General features: G+C 68.7%; 21 protein-coding genes. 17 read left to right on the top strand and 4 right to left on the bottom strand.

All coding sequences use genetic code 11. From position 1 onward, the window contains the following. Positions 1-2 precede the first annotated feature (2 nt). The gene (locus ACWIDZ_RS07810) at positions 3-881 is read right to left on the bottom strand and encodes a GNAT family N-acetyltransferase (RefSeq protein WP_453988033.1); all 879 of its coding nucleotides are present in this window, start codon (positions 879-881) and stop codon (positions 3-5) included. 70 nt (positions 882-951) lie between these two features. Between ACWIDZ_RS07810 and ACWIDZ_RS07805 the strand changes: the two genes are divergently transcribed. The 8 genes from ACWIDZ_RS07805 to ACWIDZ_RS07770 all read left to right on the top strand — a co-directional run bounded on the left by ACWIDZ_RS07805 (position 952) and on the right by ACWIDZ_RS07770 (position 10,863). Beyond that, a complete protein-coding gene (locus ACWIDZ_RS07805; protein WP_453988034.1) occupies positions 952-3,060 on the top strand; it encodes a dipeptidyl-peptidase 5 in 2,109 nt (702 codons plus the stop codon). Positions 3,061-3,135: 75 nt separating this feature from the next. Next, positions 3,136-5,256, top strand: a complete 2,121-nt coding sequence (locus ACWIDZ_RS07800; RefSeq protein ID WP_453988035.1) for a prolyl oligopeptidase family serine peptidase — start codon at positions 3,136-3,138, stop codon at positions 5,254-5,256. A gap of 66 nt (positions 5,257-5,322) precedes the next feature. Continuing rightward, complete coding sequence (locus tag ACWIDZ_RS07795) at positions 5,323-5,973, top strand: alpha/beta hydrolase (protein ID WP_453988036.1); 651 nt, start codon at positions 5,323-5,325, stop codon at positions 5,971-5,973. Between the two features lie 75 nt (positions 5,974-6,048). After that, the gene (locus ACWIDZ_RS07790; RefSeq protein ID WP_453988037.1) at positions 6,049-7,494 is read left to right on the top strand and encodes an AMP nucleosidase; all 1,446 of its coding nucleotides are present in this window, start codon (positions 6,049-6,051) and stop codon (positions 7,492-7,494) included. A gap of 284 nt (positions 7,495-7,778) precedes the next feature. Further along, positions 7,779-8,405, top strand: coding sequence for a hypothetical protein (locus ACWIDZ_RS07785; RefSeq protein ID WP_338577286.1), 627 nt, complete (start codon positions 7,779-7,781; stop codon positions 8,403-8,405). A gap of 1 nt (position 8,406) precedes the next feature. Further along, complete coding sequence (locus tag ACWIDZ_RS07780) at positions 8,407-8,724, top strand: winged helix-turn-helix domain-containing protein (RefSeq protein ID WP_343830144.1); 318 nt, start codon at positions 8,407-8,409, stop codon at positions 8,722-8,724. Positions 8,725-8,767: 43 nt separating this feature from the next. Then, complete coding sequence (locus ACWIDZ_RS07775) at positions 8,768-9,544, top strand: tyrosine-protein phosphatase (RefSeq protein WP_453988038.1); 777 nt, start codon at positions 8,768-8,770, stop codon at positions 9,542-9,544. A gap of 248 nt (positions 9,545-9,792) precedes the next feature. Next, positions 9,793-10,863: an anthranilate synthase component I family protein gene (locus tag ACWIDZ_RS07770; RefSeq protein WP_454071109.1), complete on the top strand. Its 1,071-nt coding sequence runs from the start codon at positions 9,793-9,795 to the stop codon at positions 10,861-10,863. Between the two features lie 10 nt (positions 10,864-10,873). On the opposite strand, the gene ACWIDZ_RS07765 is transcribed toward ACWIDZ_RS07770, so the two are convergent. The 3 genes from ACWIDZ_RS07765 to ACWIDZ_RS07755 form a co-directional block, all read right to left on the bottom strand. Continuing rightward, entirely contained in the window at positions 10,874-11,458 is a 585-nt protein-coding gene (locus ACWIDZ_RS07765) for a TadE/TadG family type IV pilus assembly protein (protein WP_453988040.1), read from the bottom strand. Then, positions 11,455-11,925: a TadE/TadG family type IV pilus assembly protein gene (locus tag ACWIDZ_RS07760; RefSeq protein ID WP_453988041.1), complete on the bottom strand. Its 471-nt coding sequence runs from the start codon at positions 11,923-11,925 to the stop codon at positions 11,455-11,457. Before ACWIDZ_RS07760 ends, ACWIDZ_RS07765 begins: the two co-directional genes overlap by 4 nt. A gap of 62 nt (positions 11,926-11,987) precedes the next feature. Beyond that, on the bottom strand, positions 11,988-12,374 hold the full coding sequence (locus ACWIDZ_RS07755) for a pilus assembly protein N-terminal domain-containing protein (protein WP_453988042.1): 387 nt from the start codon (positions 12,372-12,374) through the stop codon (positions 11,988-11,990). A 282-nt stretch (positions 12,375-12,656) separates the two neighbouring features. Here ACWIDZ_RS07755 and ACWIDZ_RS07750 point away from each other — a divergent pair, with 282 nt between their 5' ends. The 9 genes from ACWIDZ_RS07750 to ACWIDZ_RS07710 all read left to right on the top strand — a co-directional run bounded on the left by ACWIDZ_RS07750 (position 12,657) and on the right by ACWIDZ_RS07710 (position 21,850). Next, positions 12,657-12,836, top strand: coding sequence for a Flp family type IVb pilin (locus ACWIDZ_RS07750; RefSeq protein WP_453988043.1), 180 nt, complete (start codon positions 12,657-12,659; stop codon positions 12,834-12,836). 96 nt (positions 12,837-12,932) lie between these two features. Beyond that, positions 12,933-13,445: an A24 family peptidase gene (locus ACWIDZ_RS07745; RefSeq protein WP_453988044.1), complete on the top strand. Its 513-nt coding sequence runs from the start codon at positions 12,933-12,935 to the stop codon at positions 13,443-13,445. A 119-nt stretch (positions 13,446-13,564) separates the two neighbouring features. Continuing rightward, the gene (gene cpaB, locus ACWIDZ_RS07740; protein ID WP_453988046.1) at positions 13,565-14,485 is read left to right on the top strand and encodes a Flp pilus assembly protein CpaB; all 921 of its coding nucleotides are present in this window, start codon (positions 13,565-13,567) and stop codon (positions 14,483-14,485) included. A 17-nt stretch (positions 14,486-14,502) separates the two neighbouring features. Further along, positions 14,503-16,047: a type II and III secretion system protein family protein gene (locus ACWIDZ_RS07735; protein WP_453988048.1), complete on the top strand. Its 1,545-nt coding sequence runs from the start codon at positions 14,503-14,505 to the stop codon at positions 16,045-16,047. Positions 16,048-16,052: 5 nt separating this feature from the next. After that, a complete protein-coding gene (locus ACWIDZ_RS07730; protein WP_338577293.1) occupies positions 16,053-16,730 on the top strand; it encodes a CpaD family pilus assembly protein in 678 nt (225 codons plus the stop codon). Continuing rightward, positions 16,727-18,250, top strand: a complete 1,524-nt coding sequence (locus ACWIDZ_RS07725; protein ID WP_453988049.1) for an AAA family ATPase — start codon at positions 16,727-16,729, stop codon at positions 18,248-18,250. The genes ACWIDZ_RS07730 and ACWIDZ_RS07725 overlap by 4 nt, the downstream gene beginning before the upstream one ends. 4 nt (positions 18,251-18,254) lie before the next feature. Beyond that, complete coding sequence (locus tag ACWIDZ_RS07720; protein WP_453988051.1) at positions 18,255-19,850, top strand: CpaF family protein; 1,596 nt, start codon at positions 18,255-18,257, stop codon at positions 19,848-19,850. A 4-nt stretch (positions 19,851-19,854) separates the two neighbouring features. Continuing rightward, on the top strand, positions 19,855-20,838 hold the full coding sequence (locus ACWIDZ_RS07715; RefSeq protein WP_453988052.1) for a type II secretion system F family protein: 984 nt from the start codon (positions 19,855-19,857) through the stop codon (positions 20,836-20,838). Between the two features lie 16 nt (positions 20,839-20,854). Beyond that, positions 20,855-21,850: a type II secretion system F family protein gene (locus ACWIDZ_RS07710; protein ID WP_343830131.1), complete on the top strand. Its 996-nt coding sequence runs from the start codon at positions 20,855-20,857 to the stop codon at positions 21,848-21,850. Positions 21,851-21,857: the final 7 nt, after the last annotated feature.

Below are 21,857 nucleotides of genomic sequence, written 5' to 3'. Positions count from 1 at the left end.
CATCAGGCGAAGGTCGCGTCAGGATCGGCGGCCAGGGTCCGCTCGACGAAGGTTTTCAGTTTCAGGGTGGCCGCCTGGGCGTCGACGTCCAGCGCCAGCGGTGCGATGGGGCGGCCGACGATCAGGTCGAAGGCGCGGCCCTTCTTGTTCAGCAGTTCGTGGAAGAGGGTGATGTCGCGTAGTTCCTGCGACACCTTGTCGAACAGGTGGAACAGGCGGCTGGTCGGGCCTGCTACGTGGATCGGGATCACCGGCGCCTCGTATTTGCGGGCCAGGGAGGCGGCGGTGGCGGCCCATTCGGGGTCGGTCAGCAGGCCGTCCGCACCGACGCGGGCCAGGCGCCCGGCCGGGAACATGACGACGCAGCGTTCGGCCTCGAACGCCTCTTTCGCGGCCTGAAGGGTGACGCGGGTCTTCTCGCGCGTGCGCTTGGCCGTGACCCATTCGACGGGAACGACGGTCTCCGACAGGCGCGGCGAGACGCGCAGGGCGTCGGCGTTGGCGAAATAGATCAGGTCGTTTCGCACCGTGCGCAGGGCGTCATGCACGGCCAGGCCGTCGGCGATGCCGGTCGGATGGTTGCACACCACCAGACAGCGGCCCGAGGCGGGCAGGCGATCCAGATGCGCCGTCCGCACGGTCAACTCCAGCAGGTCCGAGACATAGTCCAGCGCCTGGCGCCCCGCCATGGGGCCGATGGCGTCGGCCATGCGTCGCGCCTTGGCGTAGTCGAGCAGGCCGTAGAGGGCGGGCCGCGCCAGGGGCCAGGCGGCCGATCCCGTCAGCCGGGGCGCGCGCTCGGCGATCAGCACGTCGACGATGTGAAGAGCCGGACTCATCGCCTGCTTGTCGCCGAGGCGGCGGCGGCGGGCAAGCGCCATCCCGCTTGGCGAAGCGGGAACGGCCCCCTATGCAGGAAGCCTGACCATTCTTTGGGGGGAGTGTAGCGTAATGACCCGATCACACTGGATGACGGCGGCGGCCGTCCAGATGCTGTTGCTGGCGGGCGGCCTGGCGGCGACGCCGACGCTGGCGCAGGAAACGCCGGTCGCGGCTGCGACTTCAGCCCAAGCCCCGGCGTCCGATCGTCTCGGTCTGAAGGATCTGGCGACGATGGAGCGGGTCGGCGATCCGCGCGTCTCGCCCGACGGACGCCGCGTCATCTACGCCGTGACCACCACGGACTGGGCCGGCAACAAGAACCAGACCGGCCTGTGGATCGCCGACGTCGACGGCGCGACGGCGCCGCGTCGCCTGCCGATCTCCGACGGCGGCGTCTCGAGCGCGCGCTGGGCGCCGGACGGGCAGTCGATCTATTTCCTGTCGTCGCGCGGCGGATCGAACCAGGTGTGGCGCGCGGACCGCGAGGGTCTGGCGGCGGCGCAGGCGACGACGCTTCCGGTCTCCGTGTCGGGCTTCCGCTTCACGCCGGACGGCAAGGCCCTGGTGCTGGGCGTGTCGGTCTATACGGATTGCGAGACCCTGGACTGCACCAGGGACCGATTGGCCGAGCGGGCCAAGTCGACCCAGCAGGTCTATGACCGGATGCCGCTGCGGGTGTTCGACCGCTGGGCTGACGGACGCCAGAGCCATCTCTTCCTGCAACCGCTGAACGGCTCGGGCTTCGCCGAGGGCGCGCCGCGAGATCTGACCGCCGGACTGGATGCGGACGTCGGCGTGGGCGAAGGCGGGCTGACGCTCGCGCGCGACGGGCGGACCCTGATCTATTCGACGCGGATACAGGGCGACCGCGCCCCCTTCACCAACAACAGCGACCTGTATCGCCTGAGCCTGGACGGCGGCCCCGCCGTCAACCTGACCCCGGACCATTCGGGGCCGGACGGCGCGCCCGCCCTGTCGCCCGACGGACGGCGCCTGGCCTGGCTGGCCGCCCCGCGCGAGAACGTCGGCGGCGATCAGTCGGTGGTCATGGTCGCTGACGCCGATGGCGCGAACGCCCGCGCCCTGACCCGTTGGGATCGCGGCCCCAGCGGCCTGACCTGGCGTTCGGACGGTCGGGCGCTTTACGTCACGGCCGCCGATGAAGGCCAGAACCGCCTGTTCGAGATCGACGCTCGCACCGGGTCGGTGAAGGCCCTGACCGACATCGGCTCGGTCGGCGATTTCGACGAGGTCGGCGGCGTTCTGGCCTACGCCCATGAGAGCTTCACCGCCCCGACGCAGATCTTCATCGCCCGCAACGGCCAGACCGCCCGTCAGGCGACGCAGCACAACGCCGAGCTGCTGGCCCGCATCGATCTGCCCCGTCCCGAGGAGATCCGTTTCCCCGGCTGGAACGACGAGACGGCGCACGGCTGGGTGTTCAAGCCCGCGGGCTTCGTCGAGGGCCGCCAATATCCGGCCGTCTATCTGATCCATGGCGGGCCCAAGTCGCCCTGGACCGAGAGCTGGTCCTACCGCTGGAATCCGCAGGTCTATACAGCGGCGGGCTATGCGGTGGTGATGGTCAACTTCCATGGCTCGCCGGGCTACGGCCAGGCCTTCACCGACGCCATCAACGACCACTGGGGCGATCGTCCGCTGGAAGATCTGCAGAAGGGCTGGCAGGCGGCGCTGGCGGCCAATCCCTGGATCGACGGCGAACGCGCTTGCGCGCTGGGCGCCTCCTACGGCGGCTATATGGTCAATATGATCGCGGGCAAGTGGAACGAGCCGTGGCGCTGCCTGGTCAACCACGCGGGCGTATTCGACGTGCCGCAGCTGATGAACGCCATGGACATCTCGACCTTTATCCATGAGTTCGGCGGCGCGACCTGGGACCGCAAGGCCGTCTATGACGCGCACAACCCCGAGACCTACGCCGGCGACTGGAAGAAGCCGATGCTGGTGCTGCACGGCTCCAAGGACTTCCGGGTGCCGATGGAGCAGGGGCTGGCGACCTTCTCGGCCCTGCAGCGGCTGAACATTCCCAGCCGCTTCGTCCATGTGCCGGACGAGAACCACTGGGTGCTCAAGCCGCAAACCTGGGTCGAGTGGCAGCAGGAAATTCTGGACTGGACGGCCGACTGGACGAAGGAAGGTCAGCAAACGGCCCCTTAAACAGGAGGCTTTGCGGGCGGCGCGCGGCGGTGTTAGGCCTTCGGCCAGACTTCACATCCGCATAGGAGCGCCTGAATGCGCCGCCTGCCCCATCTCCTGTCCGGCCTCAGCGCCGCCGCCCTGCTGACCGCCTCGGCCCTGCCGGCCCTGGCCGAGGGGGCGCTCGCCGCTCCGGCCGCAGCGACGGCCCCAGCGACGACCCAGACCCGCGCCGCCTTCACCTATCAGGACATGATCTCGGCCAACCGGCTGGGCGACCCCCAGGTGTCGCCGGACGGCGAGTGGGTGGTCTATTCGCTGACCCAGACCGACGTGGCGGCCAACAAGCGCTCCAGCGCCCTCTACATCCTGGGCCTGAAGGGCGAGGCTCAGCCGCAGAAGCTGGCCATCTCCGAAGGCGGCGCCAACACCGCCCGCTGGGGCGCCGGCGGCAAGCTGTATTTCCTGTCGGGCCGTTCGGGCTCCAGCCAGGTCTGGGTCTCGGCCGACAAGGGCGCGACGGCGACGCAGGTCACGGCCCTGCCGACCGACGTCAACGCCTATCGCATCAACACAGCGGGCGATGCGGTCGCCGTGTCGCTGGCCGTCTACCCGGATGCGGCGGACCTGAACGCCTCGGTCGCGCGCAGCAAGACAGAGGCCGAGCGTAAGTCGACCGGCCAGGTCTATGACCGCATGTTCGTGCGTCACTGGGATACGTGGAACGACCACACCCAGAACCACCTGTTCGTCCAGTCGATCGGCGCCGACGGCAAGGCGGGCGGCGAGCCGGTCTGGGTCACGAAAGGCTTTGACGGCGACACCCCGTCCAAGCCGTTCGGCGACGAGAGCGAGTTCACCTTTGCCCCTGACGGGCAGTCGCTGGTCTTCTCGGCGCGCAAGGCCGGGAACAGCGAGCCGTGGAGCACGAACTTCGACCTCTACAGCGTCGCCGTATCGGCGCCAGGCCAACTGACCAATCTGACCGAGGCCAACCCGGCCTGGGACACCGGCCCGGTCTTCTCGCCGGACGGTCAGACCCTGGCCTACCGCGCCATGGCCCGTCCGGGCTTTGAAGCGGACAAGTTCTCGATCTTCCTGCGCGACGTCGCCACCGGCCAGACGCGCCAGATCGCGGCCAACTGGGACCGTTCGGCGGATACGCTGCAATGGTCGAAGGACGGAAACACCCTCTACGCCACCGCGGGCGATGTCGGTCAGACCCGCCTGTTCGCCATCGACGCGCGCAACGGCGTGGTGACGCCGCTGACGGGCGAAGGCCACGTCGGCGCCTTCCAGCAGACGCCCTCGGGCTTCGTCATGGCGGTCGACACCCTGACCTCGCCCAGCGACCTGTTCTTCAAGACCTATCGCGGCCGCGAAATGCCGCGTCGCCTGACCGATGTGAACCCGCAGCTGACGACCAAGGCCTTCGGCGAGGCCGAGCAGTTCAGCTTCCCCGGCTGGAACGACGAGACGGTCCACGGCTACGTCATCAAGCCCGCCAACTACGTCGAGGGTCAGAAGTATCCGGTCGCCTTCCTAATCCACGGCGGGCCGCAGGGCTCGTTCGGCAACTCCTGGTCCTACCGCTGGAACCCCGGCACCTATGCGGGCGCGGGCTATGCGGTGGTGATGATCGATTTCCACGGCTCGACCGGCTACGGCCAGGAATTCACCGACGCCATCAGCCAGCACTGGGGCGACCGCCCGCTGGAAGACCTGCAGAAGGGCTGGGCCTTCGCCCAGTCGAAGTATGACTTCCTGGACGGCCAGAACGCCTGCGCGCTCGGCGCCTCCTACGGCGGCTATATGATCAACTGGATCGCGGGCAACTGGGCGGACGAGTTCAAATGCCTGGTCAACCACGACGGCGTCTTCGACACCTTCGGCATGGGCTACGGCACCGAGGAGCTGTGGTTCACCGAGTGGGAATACGGCGGCACGCCGTGGGAAAACCCGGAGGGCTATCAGAAGTTCAACCCGGCCAATCACGTCCAGAACTGGCGCGACCCGATGCTGGTGGTTCAGGGCGATCTCGACTTCCGCATCCCCACCTCGCAGGGCCTGTCGACCTTCACCGCCCTGCAACGGCGCGGGATCGAGAGCCGCCTGGTCTTCTTCCCCGACGAGAACCACTGGGTGCTGAAGCCGGCCAACAGCCTGCAATGGCACAATGAGGTCTTCGGCTGGCTGGACAAGCATCTGGCCCGGTAAGGTTCGACCTGATTTCGGGGCGCGGTTCGACAGGGCCGCGCCCCTTTGATTTCCGGGGGAGACGGCATGACGAGGCGAGGACTTCTGGCGCCGCTGCTGGCGACGGTGGCGACGGCGGCCTGCGCGCCGCTGATCGGCGAGGGCGGATCGGCGCCCGTTCCGCTCGGGCCGCCGGGCTGGCGTACGGCGCGCGCGGCCTATGGCGCCGATCCGCGTCAGACGTTGCGCCTCTATCGTCAGGCGCGGGCGAACGGTTCGCCTATCCTGATCCTGCTGCCGGACGGAGCCCCCCAGGCGGCGGATGAACGAACGGCGCGCGACCTGGCCGAGCGAGGCTTCATCATGGTTCTGGCCGACCGGCGGGCGGCGCCGGGCAGCCCCTATCCGTCCTTCATCGCCGATGGAGCGTCAGCCGTCGCCTGGGCGGCGCGGCGGGCCGAGGATCTGGGCGGAGACGCCGGACGGATCGGCGTTCTGGGCCTGGGCGAAGGCGGTCGCGCGGCCCTGATGCTGGCGCTGGACCGACGCTATCTGGCGGCGGCCGGAGCGCCCGGAGCGGTGTGTGCGGCGGCCGCCCTCGGCGCGCCCGACAAGCCGGATGCGACGTTCACCGATCCTTCGGCCTACGAGGGGGCGAAAGGCGCGGCGCCGGTCTGGCGCGGGGCGGCGGACGATCTGACGAAGGCCGTCGCCTTCCTGCGCGAGGCGTTGAGCTAACCCTCGGAGGTCAACTGTCATGTCGGCGTGTTTCCCCCGTCTCGCCAAGGTCACGGTTTTCCGCTAGAGGAAGCCATGACAGACAAGATGACCCCCCAGGCGGCGCTGGACCGCCTCGAAACCCTCTACAATCAATCCGTCGCCAACCTGCGCCAGGCCGTAAAGACCTTCCTGGCGACCGGCGAACGCGCCGACCCCGAGGCGCGCGCGCAAGGCCTGTTCGCCTACCCCCGCCTGACGGTGACCTGGTACGGCGACCGCCCGCAGAACCTCGAGACCCGCGCCTATGGCCGCCTGTCCTGGCCCGGCGTCTATACGACCACCATCACCCGGCCCGACCTGTTCCGCACCTATCTGCTGGATCAGCTGACCCTGCTCGCGACGGAGTATGGGGCGACCTTCGCCGTCGAGCGGTCGGATCAGGAGATCCCCTTCCCCTATGTGCTGGACGGCTCGGACGTGGTGCTGGACCGCACCATGACGGCGGCCATCGCCCGCTGGTTCCCGACCACCGAACTGGCCCATATCGGCGACGAAGTCTCCGACGGTCTGTGGGAGCCGGGCGAGGAGCATCCGCTGGCCCAGTTCGACGCCCTGCGGACCGACTTCTCCCTGGCGCGGCTGCGGCACTACACCGGCACGCCGGTCGAGGACGTGCAGAGCTTCATCCTCTTCACCAACTACCACCGCTACGTCGACGAGTTCGTGCGCTGGGCGACGGCCCAGATCGCCGATCCCGACAGCCCGTATGAGAGCCTGTCTTGCGCCGGGGGCGTGGTCGTGACGCGCGCCACCGACGACCCGGAAGCGGCCATCATGGACGCCGCCTGGCGCAAGCATCAGATGCCCGCCTATCACCTGACGCGGCCGGACGGTCAGGGCATCACCCTAGTCAACATCGGCGTCGGCCCGTCCAACGCCAAGACCATCTGCGACCACCTGGCGGTCATGCGGCCGCACGCCTGGATGATGATCGGCCACTGCGGCGGCCTGCGCGGCAGCCAGACCATCGGCGACTACGTCCTGGCCCACGCCTATCTGCGCGACGACCATGTGCTGGACGCCGTCCTGCCCGCCGACATTCCGATCCCCAACATAGCCGAGGTGCAGCGCGCCCTCTATGACGCGACCAAACAGGTCTCGGGCGCGCCGGGCGAAGAGGTGAAGAAGCGCCTGCGCACCGGCACCGTGGTCACCACCGACGACCGCAATTGGGAGCTGCGCTATTCCAAGTCGGCCCTGCGCTTCAACCAGAGCCGCGCCGTCGCCATCGACATGGAAAGCGCCACTATCGCGGCGCAGGGCTATCGCTTCCGCGTGCCCTACGGGACGCTGCTATGCGTCTCGGACAAGCCGCTGCACGGCGAGATCAAGCTGCCGGGCCAGGCCAACCGCTTCTACGAAGGCTCGATCTCCGAGCACCTGCAGATCGGCATCCAGGCCGTGGACCTGCTGCGCGCCGAGGGAACCCGCCTGCACTCGCGCAAGCTGCGCGCCTTCGACGAGCCGCCTTTCAGATAAGGGCGCTATCGCTCGTGACGCGGTCGCGCGCTGCTTGAGCGCGGCTTCTCCCTCCCCTTCATGGGGAGGGTGGTCGCAGCGAAGCGAAGACCGGGTGGGGAGGGCCGGGTGATCCTGGGCGCAGCGCTCGATTGGCCTCGCCGCCCCCCACCCGACTTCGGCCTGCGGCCTCAGCCACCCTCCCCATAAAGGGGAGGGAGAGGCCTTGCGTCCACCCTTAAGAAAGAACTTTACATCATAAAGTTCTTGGCTCACCTTCTGCACGACAGGCAGGGAGAGACGCCATGACCCGCGACCAGGTTCAATCCGTTCACGACGACATCGCCTATATGAAGGCCCTCGCCCAGGAGGGACGGCGAGCGCCGCTTCTGGGCGGATCGGTGCTGGTCGCCGCCGCCGTAATCTTCGGGGCCGCCACGGTCGGCCAGTGGATGATGGTGCTGGGCCGTATCCCCAACGGCGGCTGGGAAAGCCTGTCGCTGTGGCTGGGCGCGGCCGCAGTATTCGTGATCGCCCTGATCGTGCTCATCCGCCGCATCGAAAGCGCCTGCGGCGGCGCCAGCGCCATGAACCGGTCGGTCGGCGCGGCCTGGTCGGCCATCGGCTACGGCATCTTCGTCACCTGGACGGCTCTGATGGTCTTCGGCTGGCGCACCGGCGACTGGGGCGTGATGGCCCTGATGCCGACGGTGGTCATGGGCGCCTACGGTTCGGCCTGGATGGTGGTGGCCGCCATCAGCCGCAAGGCCTGGCTCAACGTCGTGGGCCTGATCTCCTACGCCGGCGCCGTGGTGCTTGCCGGACTGGGCGATCCCCTGCTCATCTATCCGGTCTATCTGGTCCTGCTGATCGCCGTCGCCCTCGCGCCCGGACTGATCCTGGTGCGCGGCGCAACGAAGAAGGCGGGCTGAGATGAACGTCGAGGACGAGACCTCGAACTTCGACATCGGCCGCATCGACGAGGTGATCCACGGCCGGGTGCGCCTGGGGATCATGGCCTGTCTGGCCGGTGTGGAGAGCGCCGACTTCGGCGAGCTCAAGGCTCGACTGCAGACGACGGACGGCAATCTGTCCGTGCATTTGCGAAAGCTGGAGGAGGCGGGATTCGTCGCCGTGTCCAAGAGCTTCCAGGGCCGCAAACCCCTGACGCGGGCCAGCATGACCGAGACGGGCCGCGACGCCTTCCTCGCCTATCTGGACGCCATGTCGGCCCTGGTGGCGGGGCGCTAGCCTGGACTGGCGCCCCCCGTCGAACAGTCTAAGAAAGGCGGTCATGAGCGACCGCCTTTCGCCGTTCGAGGCCATCGACAATTTCCGCGACTACGGCGGCTACGCCGTGGACGACCGCCTGCTGGCGCGCGGGCGGCTGTATCGCGCGGCGCACCAGGCGCGGGCGACCGACGCCGACGTGGCGCGGCTGGCGGCGCTGAAGCTGGCCGCCGTGGTCGACCTGCGCCGTCCCAGCGAGCGACGCGCCCAGCCGTCTCGCCGCCCGCCCGGCTGGGCCGGGACTCTGATCGAAAGCGATCATGACGACGGGGGCGAGGCGCCGCACCTGACCTTTCTGAAGACCGCCGACCTGACCGAGGCGTCCGGCCGAACCTTCATGACCGAGACCTATCGCCGCCTGCCGTTCGAGGCGGCCCATGTCGATCTGTTCGGTCGCTACTTCCGTCTGCTGGGCGAGGCCGAGGGGGCGGTGCTGATCCACTGCGCGGCGGGCAAGGACCGGACCGGCCTGCTGGCGGCCCTGACCCACAGCCTGCTGGGCGTGGCGCAGGACGACCTGATGGCGGATTATCTGGAGACCAACAGGGCCGTGAACCTGGAGGGCAGGGCTGAAGAGATGGCCCGTCGCCTGACGGCCATGACCGGCCGCACCGCGTCGCACGGGGCCGTGGTCGCCTTCCTGGGCGTCGAGGCGGCCTATCTGAACGAAGCCTATCGGGCCATCGCGGCGCACAGCGGTTCGGTCGGCGGCTACCTGCAGCATGTGCTGGGCGTGGACGCGCCCCTGGCCGACCGCATCCGGGCGCGGCTGGCGCCGTGAACGCCCTGCCCGCGCGCCTTGTCGAGACGCATCCCTGGCGCGAGCCCCTGGCGACGGCGGCGGGGCTGAGCCGGCGCGAGGGCGCCCTGGCCTTGCTGGCCGGCGCCGGAGATCCGGACGCGCACGGCGGGCGCTGGTCCTTCGTCGCCTGCGAGCCGGACCAGACCTTCGTCGGGCGGGTCGACGACGGGACCTTGTTTAAGCGCCTGCGCGATCCGGCCTATGCGGGCGGCGGCGTCGTCGGGCTGATGAGCTATGACGCCGGGGCGCGGCCCGCGACCGGCGAACGCGGGGGCGGTTGGCCTGACCTGATGCTGGCCCGCTATCCGGCCCTGCTGGCCTTCGACCATCGCGAGCGGCGGGTGCAGACCATCGGACGCGGGATCGACGCTGAGGCGGCGCGTCTTCAGGTCCGTCGGGCGGCTGGATGGCTGGAGACGGCGGCGTCGGTCGCGCCGCCCCCGCCGCCGTGCGATCGCGCGGTCGAGGAAGGCTCGGGCGCGGCCTATGAGGCGGCGGTCGCCGACGTGATCACTCGTATCGGCGCGGGCGAGCTGTTCCAGGCCAATATCGCCCGCGCCTGGACCGGAACGCTGAAACCGGGGCGCGATCCCTTCGACGTCTTCCTCCGGCTATCGGCGGAGCGGGGCACGGCCTACGGCGCCTTCTGGCGCCTGGGCCGAAGGGCGCTGGCGTCCAACTCGCCCGAACTGTTCCTGACCTTTGACAGCGCCAGCGGCCGCATCGAGACCCGACCGATCAAGGGCACCCGCGCAAGAGATCCCGACCCGGTCCGGGACGCGGCCCTGGCCGCGGAACTGATCGCCAGCGCCAAGGACCGGGCCGAGAACCTGATGATCGTCGATCTGATGCGCAACGACGTGGCGCAGGCGGCCCGGCCCGGCTCGGTTCAGGTCGAGCGCCTGTTCGAACTGGAGAGCCATCCGACGGTGCACCATCTGGTCTCGACCGTCAGCGCTCAGGCGGCGGACGGCGTCGGTGCGGCCGAAGTAATGGAGGCCGCCTTCCCGCCCGGCTCCATCACCGGCGCGCCCAAGCATCAGGCCATGAAGGTGATCGCAGGCCATGAGCCGCCGCGCGGACCGTGGTGCGGCTCCCTGTTCGGCTGGGGGCTGGGCGAGGAGGCGCGACTGACCGCCTCCGTCCTGATCCGCACGGCGGCCTTTGAGCAGACGTCGCTCGGCTGGGGCTGGCGCGCCCTGGCCGGGGCGGGGATCGTCGCCGACAGCGACCCGCGCGCCGAACGGCTGGAGACCGAGGCCAAGTTCCGCGCGCTCAAGGAGGCCCTCGTCGGCTAGGGCCGCCCAGTCAGACGGGGCAGTCGGCGCAAGCGATCCGGTCGGTGGTGCGCGGGCGCAGATAGTAGCTGCGCTTGAAGGCGATGCCGCCTGGTATCATCTGGCCGAAGGCGGACACGTAGCCGTAGTTCGTCTCGCCCAGGATCACGGTCTCGCCGTCCGTGATCAGGTCGGGCGGCAGATCGGTGATGGGGTCGCCCGGCTTGCGGGCGGGCATGATGTCGCCGCCCTTTGGGTCTTTGGCGCTCTTGGCGCGGCTCCATTCGACCGTGGCGACGCCGCGTGCATCGACGGTGACGCTCGAGACGCGGATGGACAGCGGCGTCGAAGAGAAGGGGCGCATGATCATGTCCCCGATCATGAAGGTGCTCTCAAGGTCCCGGATATTGGTGCCGCCGGACTGGGCCACCAGGTCCGCGACCATGGAGGCGGCGTGGCTGGCGCGACGCTCGGCCATATAGCCCTGACTGAACTCGACCAGGCCGAAATAGATGGTGATCATCACCGGCGCGATCAGGGCGAACTCGACCGCAGAGACGCCGCGCCGGTCCCGCAACAGGCGGCGCAACAATCCGATGTTCGCGGCGCGTCTCATTTGTAGGGCTCGTTGCGGAAGGCCAGGGTGGTGGTCAGCATCACGCGACGATCGGCGGTGCGCGACACGGCCTGAGCGATGAAAGGGGTGACGATGGGATGTTCGTACCAGACACGCACCAGCACCCGATCGCCGGGACCGCCGGGCTGATAGGTCAGGACGCCAGGGTCGAAGGCCCCCGTTTTAAACGGGTCTGCGTCCGGCGGCGTCGAGAAGCCGTCAACCACCCGGATGTCGATGAAGGCGCGGCCGGGGCAATCGCGCGAGAAGACGCCCATGTTGGCGCACAGGCGCGCCTTGATGTCTTCGGCTTCGAGCTCCTGTTCCTGGGCCAGACCGGTGCGAATCTGTCGGCCGGCGTCGGAGACGGCGGTTTCGGCCAGGGCGTCGACCAGGAGCATCAGGCCGATCTCCAGTATGCCGAACAACAGGACGAAGAAGGGGAAGGCCACGAGGGCGAACTCCACGGCGGTGGAGCCCTCACGGCGTCGCCGACCTCGCATCAAACCCAGCCCCCGTCGCATGGGATTCAGGGCGCCGTGGACGGGCGCGCGGCGGGCGCGCAACGAGTCCCGCAGGCGACCTCGACCGCCTCGCCCCCGCGCCAGACGCGCACCGAGCCAGTCTCGCCGGGACTGACCGAAACCTGACGCTGGAACAGCGGGCGGCCCAGGGCGTCGACGGCGATGATCTCGGTCAGGCCGTAGCTCTTGCCCGTGATGAACAGGGTGCGCGCGTCGGTCACGGCGACGTCGGCGATGCGCGGATTGGCCACGATGACCGAACCGGCCGGTGCGCGAAGCTGCACCCGCGTGGCCTGATCCAGCTTGACGTCGAGCGGCCGGTCCTGCGCCGAAGCCGGCATGGCGAGGGCGAGCGTCGCGGCCAGGCCGACGAAAAGAGCAGCAGGGCGCATGGCGAGACCTCCGAGAGCGTCAGAACGGGCGCGCGCGAGCGCCGGACGCGAAGCTGACGCTCAAAGGTCAAGAAACCCTGAAATTCGGGACCGGCGTCGAAATGAAACACGAATTTCAGTAAACGGCGCAGTAACCATCAATTCTTCTGTCCATCGGCTAGATTTTACTCGCTCTTAAGAGGCGCTGACGCATTGTCGCCATGCAAACGGGGGTCAAGCGGGCAAAACCGAAGACCCTGATAGTGGGTCATCAGCTCGTTACTGAACAAAGGAAGACAAGACATGCGCAACTTCATCTCGCGCTTCGCTAAAGACGAATCCGGCGCCACCGCCATTGAATACGGCCTGATCGCCGCTCTGATCGCAGTGGCGATCATCGTGGCTGTGGGCTCATTGGGCGGGAAGCTCAAGGGCACCTTCGAAGATATTGAAGCGAAAATGACGTCCGAGTCTGCCGCCTAACCAAAAAATCGAAGTCAATGGAAGAAGCCGAGGGTAAAAATCTCGGCTTCTTTTTTTCGGGAAAGAAGCAACCTAGAAATAATATTTATTCCAATCATGATAGAACCATTAGCTCTCTGTCTCGTCATATTGCCAGCACTGGCCATTATCGCTGCACTTTACGATCTGACGACAATGAAGATCCCGAACTGGATTTCAGGACTTTTGATTCTTGGATTTTTTCCAGCAGCGCTAATATTTGGCCTGTCTCTCGATATCGTAGTCATCTCTTCTGGCGTGGCGATCGCAGCCTTGCTGATGGGAGCAGGCATGTTCGCCTTGAATTGGATCGGTGGAGGAGACGCCAAGCTGATGGCCGCTTCCATCCTCTGGATGGGGTTATCAGGCAGCTTGCCGTTTCTGCTTTATACGGCGCTAGCCGGCGGTGGATTTTGCATACTTCTAATGACTGCACGACGCCATTTGCAGGTCTTCGCGGTAACCGGCCCCGGCTGGATCACGCGGTTGATGCAGCCCAAGGGCGACATCCCCTATGGCGTCGCCATCGCCATCGGCGCCTTGCTCGCCTATCCGTCCAGCCCCTTGATGACCGCCTTCATCGCGGGTTGATGACGCTGTTCGTTAAAGCGCCGAGCTTAGGGGCGCGTTAACCATGACAAGCCATTATCCCTGACAGGCAGGGGGCGGATCATCCGGGTTCGCGCGATCGCGTCTGCCGGAGAGACTGGATGAAACCCGCCAAGATCGCCGTCATCTGCGTTGCAGCCCTTGCAGCCATCGGCCTGGCCCTGGTCGTGCGCGCCATGGGATCGTCGGGACAGCCGACAGCGACCGCATCGGCCGCCGTCGAGACGCGGCCCATGGCTCGGGTGCTGGTCGCCGCGCGGGATCTGGAGCCGGGCCGACGCCTGACCGAGGCCGACCTGAGCTGGAAGGACTGGCCGGTCGACGAACTCAACCCTCTTTTCATCACCGACGGTCCGCCGCCAGCGCCCAAGGCGGAAGGCGCAGCCGCCGAGAACGCCGCCGCTGACGGCAAGAGCGCCACGGTGGAGCGCGCCATGAAGGCCGTCGCCGAACTGAACACGCCGGGGGCCAAGGGCGACTACATCGGCGCCGTGGTGCGCGAAACCGTCCTAGCCGGAGAGCCCCTGGTGGCGCGCAAGATCGTGCGCGCCGGGGACAGCGGCTACATGGCCGCCTATCTGGAGCCGGGGATGCGGGCCATGGCGATCCGCGTCACGGTCGAGACCGCTGCGGGCGGCTTCATCCTGCCTGGCGACCGGGTGGACGTCCTGCTGACGCGCGAGGTCAAGGGCTCGGGCGACGACGGCGGAACGCGATACTCGGCCGCCACCGTGATGCGCAACGTCAAGGTCCTGGCCATCGACCAGAGCACCCGCGCCGCCGAGGACGAGAAGGCGGTGGTCGGCGCCACCGCCACCCTGGAGCTGACCGGCCGCGACGCCGAGGTCCTGGCCCTGGCCAAGTCCGAAGGCGACCTGTCGCTGGTGCTGCGCTCCTACGCCGATACGGCCGGGCCGTCGGGCCATGTGCCGGGCGCGGTTCGAGGCGCTCGCGCGGCGAGCGGCGGTTCGGTCGTGAAAATCTATCGCGAGGGCCAGGTCGAGACGGTGACGACGCCATGAGGACGAGGCTATCGGGCATGAATCGTTTCGCCTTCGCCGCCTGCGCCGCTCTGATCGCCCTGGGCGGTTCGGCGGCGTCGGAAGGCGCCAGGGCCCAGACGCGCGCGGCGATCACCGCAGGCTCGGCCCCCCAGCTGGTCAATCTGCCGCGCGGGACCTCCTTCGCCGTCGACCTGCCGACCGATGCGCGCGACGTCATCATCTCCAATCCCACCGTGGCCGAGGCCATGCTGCATTCGCCCCGGCGGATCACCATGATCGGCCTGGCGGGGGGCGAGACGGACGCCGTCTTCCTGGATGCGGGCGGCCGCACCATCCTGGCCCTGCGCGTTCGCGTCGATGCAGGGGTCAGCGCGCTTCAGGACACGCTGGCGCGCGTGGCGCCGGGCTCCAACCTGCGCGCCGAGGCGGTCAACGACAGCATCATCCTGACCGGCGTGGCCGCCAGCCCGGCCGAGGCCGACCGCGCCGCCCAGGTGGCGCGCGCCTTCGTCAGCGCCCCTGAAAAGGTCATGAACATGATCGCCGTCGCCGGCTCGGACCAGGTGACGCTGAAGGTGCGCGTGGTCGAGGTGCAGCGCAACGCCATCAAACAGCTCGGCTTCGACACCCAGGCGGTGATCGGCCGGGTCGGCGACACCCAATGGCTGTTGGGCAACAGCGCCACCTGGGGCGTGAACGGCTCCTTCCTGGGCGGGCTGGCGGGCGGGATCGCGCGCGACACCACCAAGAATTTCCAGATGCAGGTGCCCTGCGGTCCCGGCTGGCCCGAGGGCTCCATGTGCCCGGTCACGGTCGACGGCAGCCCCGGCGACCCCGCCAACTGGGACACGGCCCAGCCCGGAACCGGCCCCGGTTCGGACGGGCTGAACAAGGGCGAGGCCATGCTCAAGGCCTTCGAGCGCGTCGGCCTGGTGCGGACGCTGGCCGAGCCCAACCTGACCTCGGTCAACGGCGAGGCGGCCAGCTTCCTGGCCGGGGGCGAGTTCCCCGTCCCCGCCGGACGTGATCGCGAAGGCCAGGTCACGGTCGAATACAAGCCCTACGGCGTCGGTCTGTCGTTCCGGCCGGTGGTCCTGTCGGAAGGACGCATCAGCCTGCAGGTCAAGGTCGAGGTGTCGGAGCTGACGCCCAACGGGGGCCTTACCATCGGCGCGGGCACGCCGTCCTCCATCACCCTGCCGGGCCTGAGCGTGCGGCGCAGCGAGAACACCATCGAACTGCCCTCGGGCGGGTCGATGATGATCGCGGGCCTGCTGCAGGAATCGACGCGCCAGGCGATCGACGCCCTGCCGGGCATGACCAACCTGCCGGTGCTGGGCCAGCTGTTCAGGTCGCGCGACTATGTGATGGGCGAGACCGAACTGGTGGTCATCGTCGAACCCTATATCGTCAACCCGACGTCGCCGGGGCGGATGCAGACGCCCGCCGACGGCCTGCGCATCGCCCAGGACGCCCAGACCATCTTCTTCGGCCAGCTGAACCAGGTCTACGGCTCGCCCGCCCCGGCGGCCCAGCCCGGCGCCGGCTGGCGCGGTCCTGTCGGCTATGTGATCGAGTGAGCGCCATGATCCGCACCGCCTCCATCTCCGCCGTTCTGGGCCTGAGCCTGACGCTGTCGGCCTGCGTGGGCGGCCCGGCCAGCCTGGGCGGCGAGCCGCCGCTGACCCCGACCTCGCGCTTCTCGCTTCAGGTCGAGCCGGGCCTGGACCGCATCGCCCTGGCGGTGCACGAGACCGGCCTGTCGGCCAATCAGCGCGCCGCCCTGGACGCCCTGGTCGGCCGTTTCGCCATGGAAGGGGCGCCCGTTCTGGTCATCGAGGCCCCGGCGGGCGGCGATCCGGCGGCGGCCCAGGCGGCCTGGAACGTCAAGGCGGCGTTCGAGGCGGCGGGCGTGCCCGGCGAGCGCATCCAGCTGGTCGGCTACGCCGCGCCGGATCCGAGGGCGCCGGTCCTGGTCGGCTTCGAGACCGTGCAGGCGGTCGTGCCGCAGTGTGGAGCCCAATGGGGCAATCTGGGCCGCACCGGCGACAATCAATCGGCCTCCAACTTCGGGTGCGCCGTCACCGCCAACCTGGCCGCCCAGATCGCCGATCCGCGCGACATCGTCGCCCCGCGCGCCATGACGCCGGCCGACGCGGGCCGTCGCTCCGTGGTGTTCGACGCCTATCGCGAGGGCGCGCAGACCGCCGCCCAGCGCGAGGCGCTGATCTCGCAGACCAAGATTTCGCAGGCGGTGCAATGACGTCCGCGCCCAAGCCCTTCCCGACACAGGATTTCGACGCCCTCGACGGGTTCGATCTCGACGACGACTTCATGGACCTGCACCCCGCGCCGAACGTCGCGCCTGCGGCCCTGGACCGGGCGGCGGACGCCTTTGATCCGGTCGGGCGGATGCGCGACGAGACCGAGACGGCCATTCGGTCGCAACCGCCCGTGTCCGCCCCTGCCGCCGCCGAGCCCGTGGTGGCGGCCCTGCCCGCGCTGGAGCCGTCGACGGCCCTGACGCTGGGCGGCCCGGCCTCGGTCGAGGTGTCGATCCCCCGCATCGGCGTGCACATCTTCGCCGAGCGTCAGGACACGGCCGCCGCCGCCGAGCGCGCAGGCCAGGACCGCCGCATGGCGCGCGCCACGACCCAGATCCGCCTCGGCGGCGTTCAGGCGGCGATCGAGGCCTATCAGGCCGAGCCGACGCCGCCCCTGATCATCGTCGAGAGCCTGAAGGCGCCGCAGGACCTGCTGGCCGAGATCGACCAGTTGGCCCAGGTCTGCGACGCGGGCACCAAGGTCGTCATCATCGGCGCGACCAACGACATCCTGCTGTTCCGCGAACTGATGCGGCGCGGCGTCAGTGAATATCTGGTGGCGCCGGTCCAGCCGCTGCAGCTGATCGCCGCCATCGGGGGCCTGTTCGCCGACCCGGCCCAGCCCTTCGTCGGCCGCACCATCGCCTTCGTCGGCGCGCGCGGCGGGGCCGGGGCCTCGGCCGTGGCGCACAACACCGCCTACGCCATGAGCGAGCGGATCGGCGTCAACACCGTCATCGTCGACTATGATCTGCCGTTCGGCACGGCGGGGCTGGACTTCAATCAGGACCCGCTGAACGGAGTGGCCGACGCCCTCAGTCAGCCCGATCGCCTGGACGCCACCCTGCTGGACCGGATGATGGTCCGCTGCACCGACAAGCTGAGCCTGTTCGCGGCGCCCGCCACCCTGGAGACCGACTGGGACATCGGCGCCGAGGCCTTCGAGGAGGTCACCACCCGCATCCGCGCCACGGCGCCTTTCGTGGTGCTGGACCTGCCGCACCTGTGGTCGGGCTGGATGCGCCGGGCGCTGATTGCGGCGGACGAGGTGGTGGTGGTGGCGACCCCGGACCTGGCCTCGCTGCGCAACGCCAAGAACATGATCGACCTGATCAAGCAGGGCCGTCCCAACGACGCCCCGCCGCGCCTGGTTCTGAACCAGGTGGGGATGCCGGGTCGGCCCGAGATTCCGGCCAAGGATTTCGGCGCGGCCCTGGGCGTCCATCCCAGCCTCAGCATCCCCTTCGACGCCAAGGTGTTCGGCGCGGCCGCCAACAACGGCCAGATGATCGTCGACGCCGCCGCCAGGACCAAGGCGGCCGAGGCCTTCGAGACCCTGGCCCAGATCGTCTCGCGCCGCGAACTGCCGGCCGCGTCCGCGCGCGCGGCGGGCCGGCCCAGGCCGGCCGCCAAGGGAAGCGGCTCCCTGCTCGGCTCCCTGTTCAGCAAGAAGTCCTGAGGTCGTGTTCGGCAAGCGGACAGCACAACCGGGCCTCGCTCCCGCCGCGCCGCGGCCCGCCCCAGCCGTCGCGCCGGAAGCGCAGCCGCGTCCCGCGCCCGAGCCGGTCGACGGCTTCTCCGCCGACGACCTGGACCCTCTGACGCCGCCGCCTGCCGCCGCTCCGCGCAGCGACCGGCTGGACGCCCTGGACGGACTGCTGGGCCGCAAGCCCGAGCCCGCCCCGACCGGCGCGCCAGGCGCAGCTCCGGCGGCCGGTCCCCGCGCCACGCCGGGTCTGGAGCAGCTCAAGAAGGCCCAGGCCGTCGCCGAGATCGTGCGCGAGCAGAGCGACTATTATCACGCGACGAAGACCACCATCTTCAACGCCCTGATGAACACCATCGACCTGGCCCAGCTGGCGCAGCTGGACCAGAAGGCGGCGTCCGAGGAAATCCGCGACATCGTCTCCGAACTGGTGGCGATCAAGAACGTCTCCATGTCGGTGGCCGAGCAGGAGCACCTGGTCCAGGACATCCTGAACGACGTCCTCGGCTATGGTCCGCTGGAGCCGCTGCTGGCGCGCGACGACATCGCCGACATCATGGTCAACGGCGCAGGCCGGGTCTTCATCGAGGTCGGCGGCAAGGTGCAACTGACCAATGTCCGCTTCCGCGACAACGGCCAGTTGATGAACATCTGCCAGCGGATCGTGTCCCAGGTCGGCCGCCGCGTCGACGAAAGCTCTCCGATCTGCGACGCCCGCCTGCCCGACGGCAGCCGCGTCAACGTCATCGCCCCACCGCTGGCCATCGACGGTCCGACGCTGACGATCCGCAAGTTCAAGAAGGACAAGCTGACGATGCGCAACCTGGTGGAGTTCGCCTCCATCAGTCCCGAGGGCGCGCGGGTGCTGGGCGTCATCGGCGCGGCGCGATGCAATCTGGTCATCTCGGGCGGCACGGGTTCGGGCAAGACCACCCTGCTGAACACCCTCACGGCCTTCATCGACCCGACCGAGCGCGTCATCACTTGCGAGGACGCCGCCGAGCTGCAGTTGCAGCAGCCGCACGTCGTGCGTCTGGAGACCCGCCCGCCGAACCTGGAGGGCCAGGGCCAGATCACCATGCGCGACCTGGTCAAGAACTGCCTGCGGATGCGCCCCGAACGCATCATCGTCGGCGAGGTGCGCGGTCCTGAGGCTTTCGACCTGCTGCAGGCCATGAACACCGGCCACGACGGTTCGATGGGCACCCTGCACGCCAACAGCCCGCGTGAGGCGATCAGCCGTCTGGAATCCATGATCACCATGGGCGGCTACGGCCTGCCGTCCAAGACCATCCGCGAGATGATCGTCGGCTCCATCGACGTCATTGTCCAGGCCGCGCGCCTGCGCGACGGCAGCCGGCGCATCACCCACATCACCGAAGTGGTGGGGCTGGAAGGCGACGTCATCGTCACCCAGGACCTGTTCGTCTACGACATCACCGGCGAGGACGCGCACGGCAAGATCACCGGGCGTCACCGCTCGACCGGCATCGCTCGTCCGCGCTTCTGGGACCGCGCCCGCTACTACGGGCTGGAACGCGAACTGGCCGAAGCCCTGGACGCGGCGGAGTAGGGCGATGCTGCTTCCCATCCTGGCGGCGGTCCTGGCCTTCATCACCATCGGCGGCGTCGGCTGGGTTCTGGTCGGCGGCGACGATTCCTCGGGCCAGGCGGTCAAGCGCGCCAAGACCATGGGCGGGGTTCGGGCCGAGGCGGCCGCGAGCGCCAAGCGCGCCGCTGCGGCCAATACGCCCGAGGCCCGGCGCAAACAGATCCTGCAGCAGCTTCAGGAGGTCGATCGGCGCGAGCGCAAGGCGCGCCTGACCATGGCGGCCAAGCTGAAGCAGGCGGGCCTGACCCTGTCGATGCGGACCTTCGTCATCATCAGCGTGGTCGCGGGCCTGGTCGGGGCGTTTCTGGCCTTCGTGCTGGGGGCCAACATCCTCATCGTCCTGGGCGGCGGCGTGGCCGCAGGCCTGGGCCTGCCGCGCTGGATCGTCGGCTTCAAGGCCAAGGCGCGGATGAAGAAATTCTCCCTGGCCTTCGCCGATGCGGTCGACATCCTGGTGCGCGGCATCAAGACCGGCCTGCCGGTGCACGACTGTTTCAAGATCATCGCCCGCGAGAGTCCCGAGCCCCTGGCCGGGGAGTTCCGCCTGCTGGTCGAGGGCATGGGGGTGGGGCTGACGCTCGCCCAGGCCCTGGACAAGATGTATGAGCGCATCCCGACGCCGGAGCTGAAATTCTTCGCCATCGTCATCGCCATCCAGCAGAAGTCGGGCGGCAACCTGGCCGAGGCCCTGGGCAACCTGACCTCGGTGCTGCGGGCCCGAAGAATGATGGTCGAGAAGATCAAGGCCCTGTCGTCCGAGGCCATCGCCTCGGCCGGCATCATCGCCTCCCTGCCTCCGGCGGTGATGATCCTCGTGATGCTCTCGAGCCCCAGCTACATGCTGCTGATGTTCACCGACATCCGCGGCCAGGTCATGCTGATGGGCGCGGGCCTGTGGATGGCGATCGGCGTCTTCGTGATGAAGCGCATGATCAACTTCAAGTTCTGACGAGGGAGCGACGACCGTGAACGGCTTCATGCGCTTCATCACCGACCCGCAGAACCTGCTCAGCATCGGGGTGGGCGTGGCCGTCTTCGCCAGCGTGCTGACGCTTCTGTCCTCCTTCGTCGACGGCGGGCCGCGCCTGGACAAGCGGATGAAGGCGGTGGCCGAGCGCCGCGAGGAACTGCGGCGCCGTTCGCGCCAGGCCATGCGCGGCGGCGCGGCGGGCGGCGAAGGCGCCAGCCTGCGCCAGACCGACGACAGCTTCCGCAGCCGTGTGGTCGCCCGGCTGAACCTGATGAAGCTGCTGGAAGACCCCAAGGTCGCCGACAACATGATCCAGGCGGGCTTCCGCGGGCCGAGGCCGCTGAACACCTTCTACTTCTTCCGCTTCGCCACCCCCTTCATCCTGATGGCGCTGACGGCCTTCTATCTGTTCGGCGTCGTCAAGCCGGACCTGCCCCTGACCACCCTGATCGCCTTCGTGGTCGGGGCGGCGGGCGTCGGCTTCTATGCGCCGAACATCTATCTGAAGAACCTGATCGACAAGCGGCGGGCCTCGATCGTGGCGGCCTTCCCGGACTCGCTCGACCTGCTGCTGATCTGCGTGGAGTCCGGCATGTCGATCGAGGCGGCCATCCAGAAGGTCAGCCAGGAGGTCGGCGGCCAGTCGATCGAACTGGCCGAGGAGTTGTCCCTGCTCTCGGCCGAGCTCAGCTATCTGCCGGACCGGCGCATGGCCTATGAGGGCATGGCCAAGCGGACCCAGCATCCGGGCATCAAGGCCGTGGCCACCGCCATGACCCAGGCCGAGACCTACGGCACGCCGCTGGGGTCGGCCCTGCGCGTCATGGCCAAGGAGAATCGCGACCTGCGCCTGGCCGCCGCCGAGAAGAAGGCCGCCGCCCTGCCCGCCAAGCTGACCGTGCCGATGATCCTGTTCTTCCTGCCGGTGCTGTTCGTGGTCATCCTGGGTCCGGCCATCATCAACATCCAGGACATGATGAAGGGCGGCTGAGCCGTCG

The sequence above is a fragment of the Brevundimonas sp. NPDC055311 genome (genome assembly GCF_053645695.1).
Note: the sequence above shows the minus strand (reverse complement) of the source record. Positions and strands in the feature narration are given on the sequence as shown.

Coding starts and splice junctions, on each gene's coding strand:
- ACWIDZ_RS07810 (WP_453988033.1), bottom strand. CDS start 881: ATGGCGCTTGCCCGCCGCCGCCGCCTCGGCGACAAGCAGGCGATGAGT.
- ACWIDZ_RS07805 (WP_453988034.1), top strand. CDS start 952: ATGACCCGATCACACTGGATGACGGCGGCGGCCGTCCAGATGCTGTTG.
- ACWIDZ_RS07800 (WP_453988035.1), top strand. CDS start 3,136: ATGCGCCGCCTGCCCCATCTCCTGTCCGGCCTCAGCGCCGCCGCCCTG.
- ACWIDZ_RS07795 (WP_453988036.1), top strand. CDS start 5,323: ATGACGAGGCGAGGACTTCTGGCGCCGCTGCTGGCGACGGTGGCGACG.
- ACWIDZ_RS07790 (WP_453988037.1), top strand. CDS start 6,049: ATGACAGACAAGATGACCCCCCAGGCGGCGCTGGACCGCCTCGAAACC.
- ACWIDZ_RS07785 (WP_338577286.1), top strand. CDS start 7,779: ATGACCCGCGACCAGGTTCAATCCGTTCACGACGACATCGCCTATATG.
- ACWIDZ_RS07780 (WP_343830144.1), top strand. CDS start 8,407: ATGAACGTCGAGGACGAGACCTCGAACTTCGACATCGGCCGCATCGAC.
- ACWIDZ_RS07775 (WP_453988038.1), top strand. CDS start 8,768: ATGAGCGACCGCCTTTCGCCGTTCGAGGCCATCGACAATTTCCGCGAC.
- ACWIDZ_RS07770 (WP_454071109.1), top strand. CDS start 9,793: ATGAGCTATGACGCCGGGGCGCGGCCCGCGACCGGCGAACGCGGGGGC.
- ACWIDZ_RS07765 (WP_453988040.1), bottom strand. CDS start 11,458: ATGAGACGCGCCGCGAACATCGGATTGTTGCGCCGCCTGTTGCGGGAC.
- ACWIDZ_RS07755 (WP_453988042.1), bottom strand. CDS start 12,374: ATGCGCCCTGCTGCTCTTTTCGTCGGCCTGGCCGCGACGCTCGCCCTC.
- ACWIDZ_RS07750 (WP_453988043.1), top strand. CDS start 12,657: ATGCGCAACTTCATCTCGCGCTTCGCTAAAGACGAATCCGGCGCCACC.
- ACWIDZ_RS07745 (WP_453988044.1), top strand. CDS start 12,933: ATGATAGAACCATTAGCTCTCTGTCTCGTCATATTGCCAGCACTGGCC.
- cpaB (WP_453988046.1), top strand. CDS start 13,565: ATGAAACCCGCCAAGATCGCCGTCATCTGCGTTGCAGCCCTTGCAGCC.
- ACWIDZ_RS07735 (WP_453988048.1), top strand. CDS start 14,503: ATGAATCGTTTCGCCTTCGCCGCCTGCGCCGCTCTGATCGCCCTGGGC.
- ACWIDZ_RS07730 (WP_338577293.1), top strand. CDS start 16,053: ATGATCCGCACCGCCTCCATCTCCGCCGTTCTGGGCCTGAGCCTGACG.
- ACWIDZ_RS07725 (WP_453988049.1), top strand. CDS start 16,727: ATGACGTCCGCGCCCAAGCCCTTCCCGACACAGGATTTCGACGCCCTC.
- ACWIDZ_RS07715 (WP_453988052.1), top strand. CDS start 19,855: ATGCTGCTTCCCATCCTGGCGGCGGTCCTGGCCTTCATCACCATCGGC.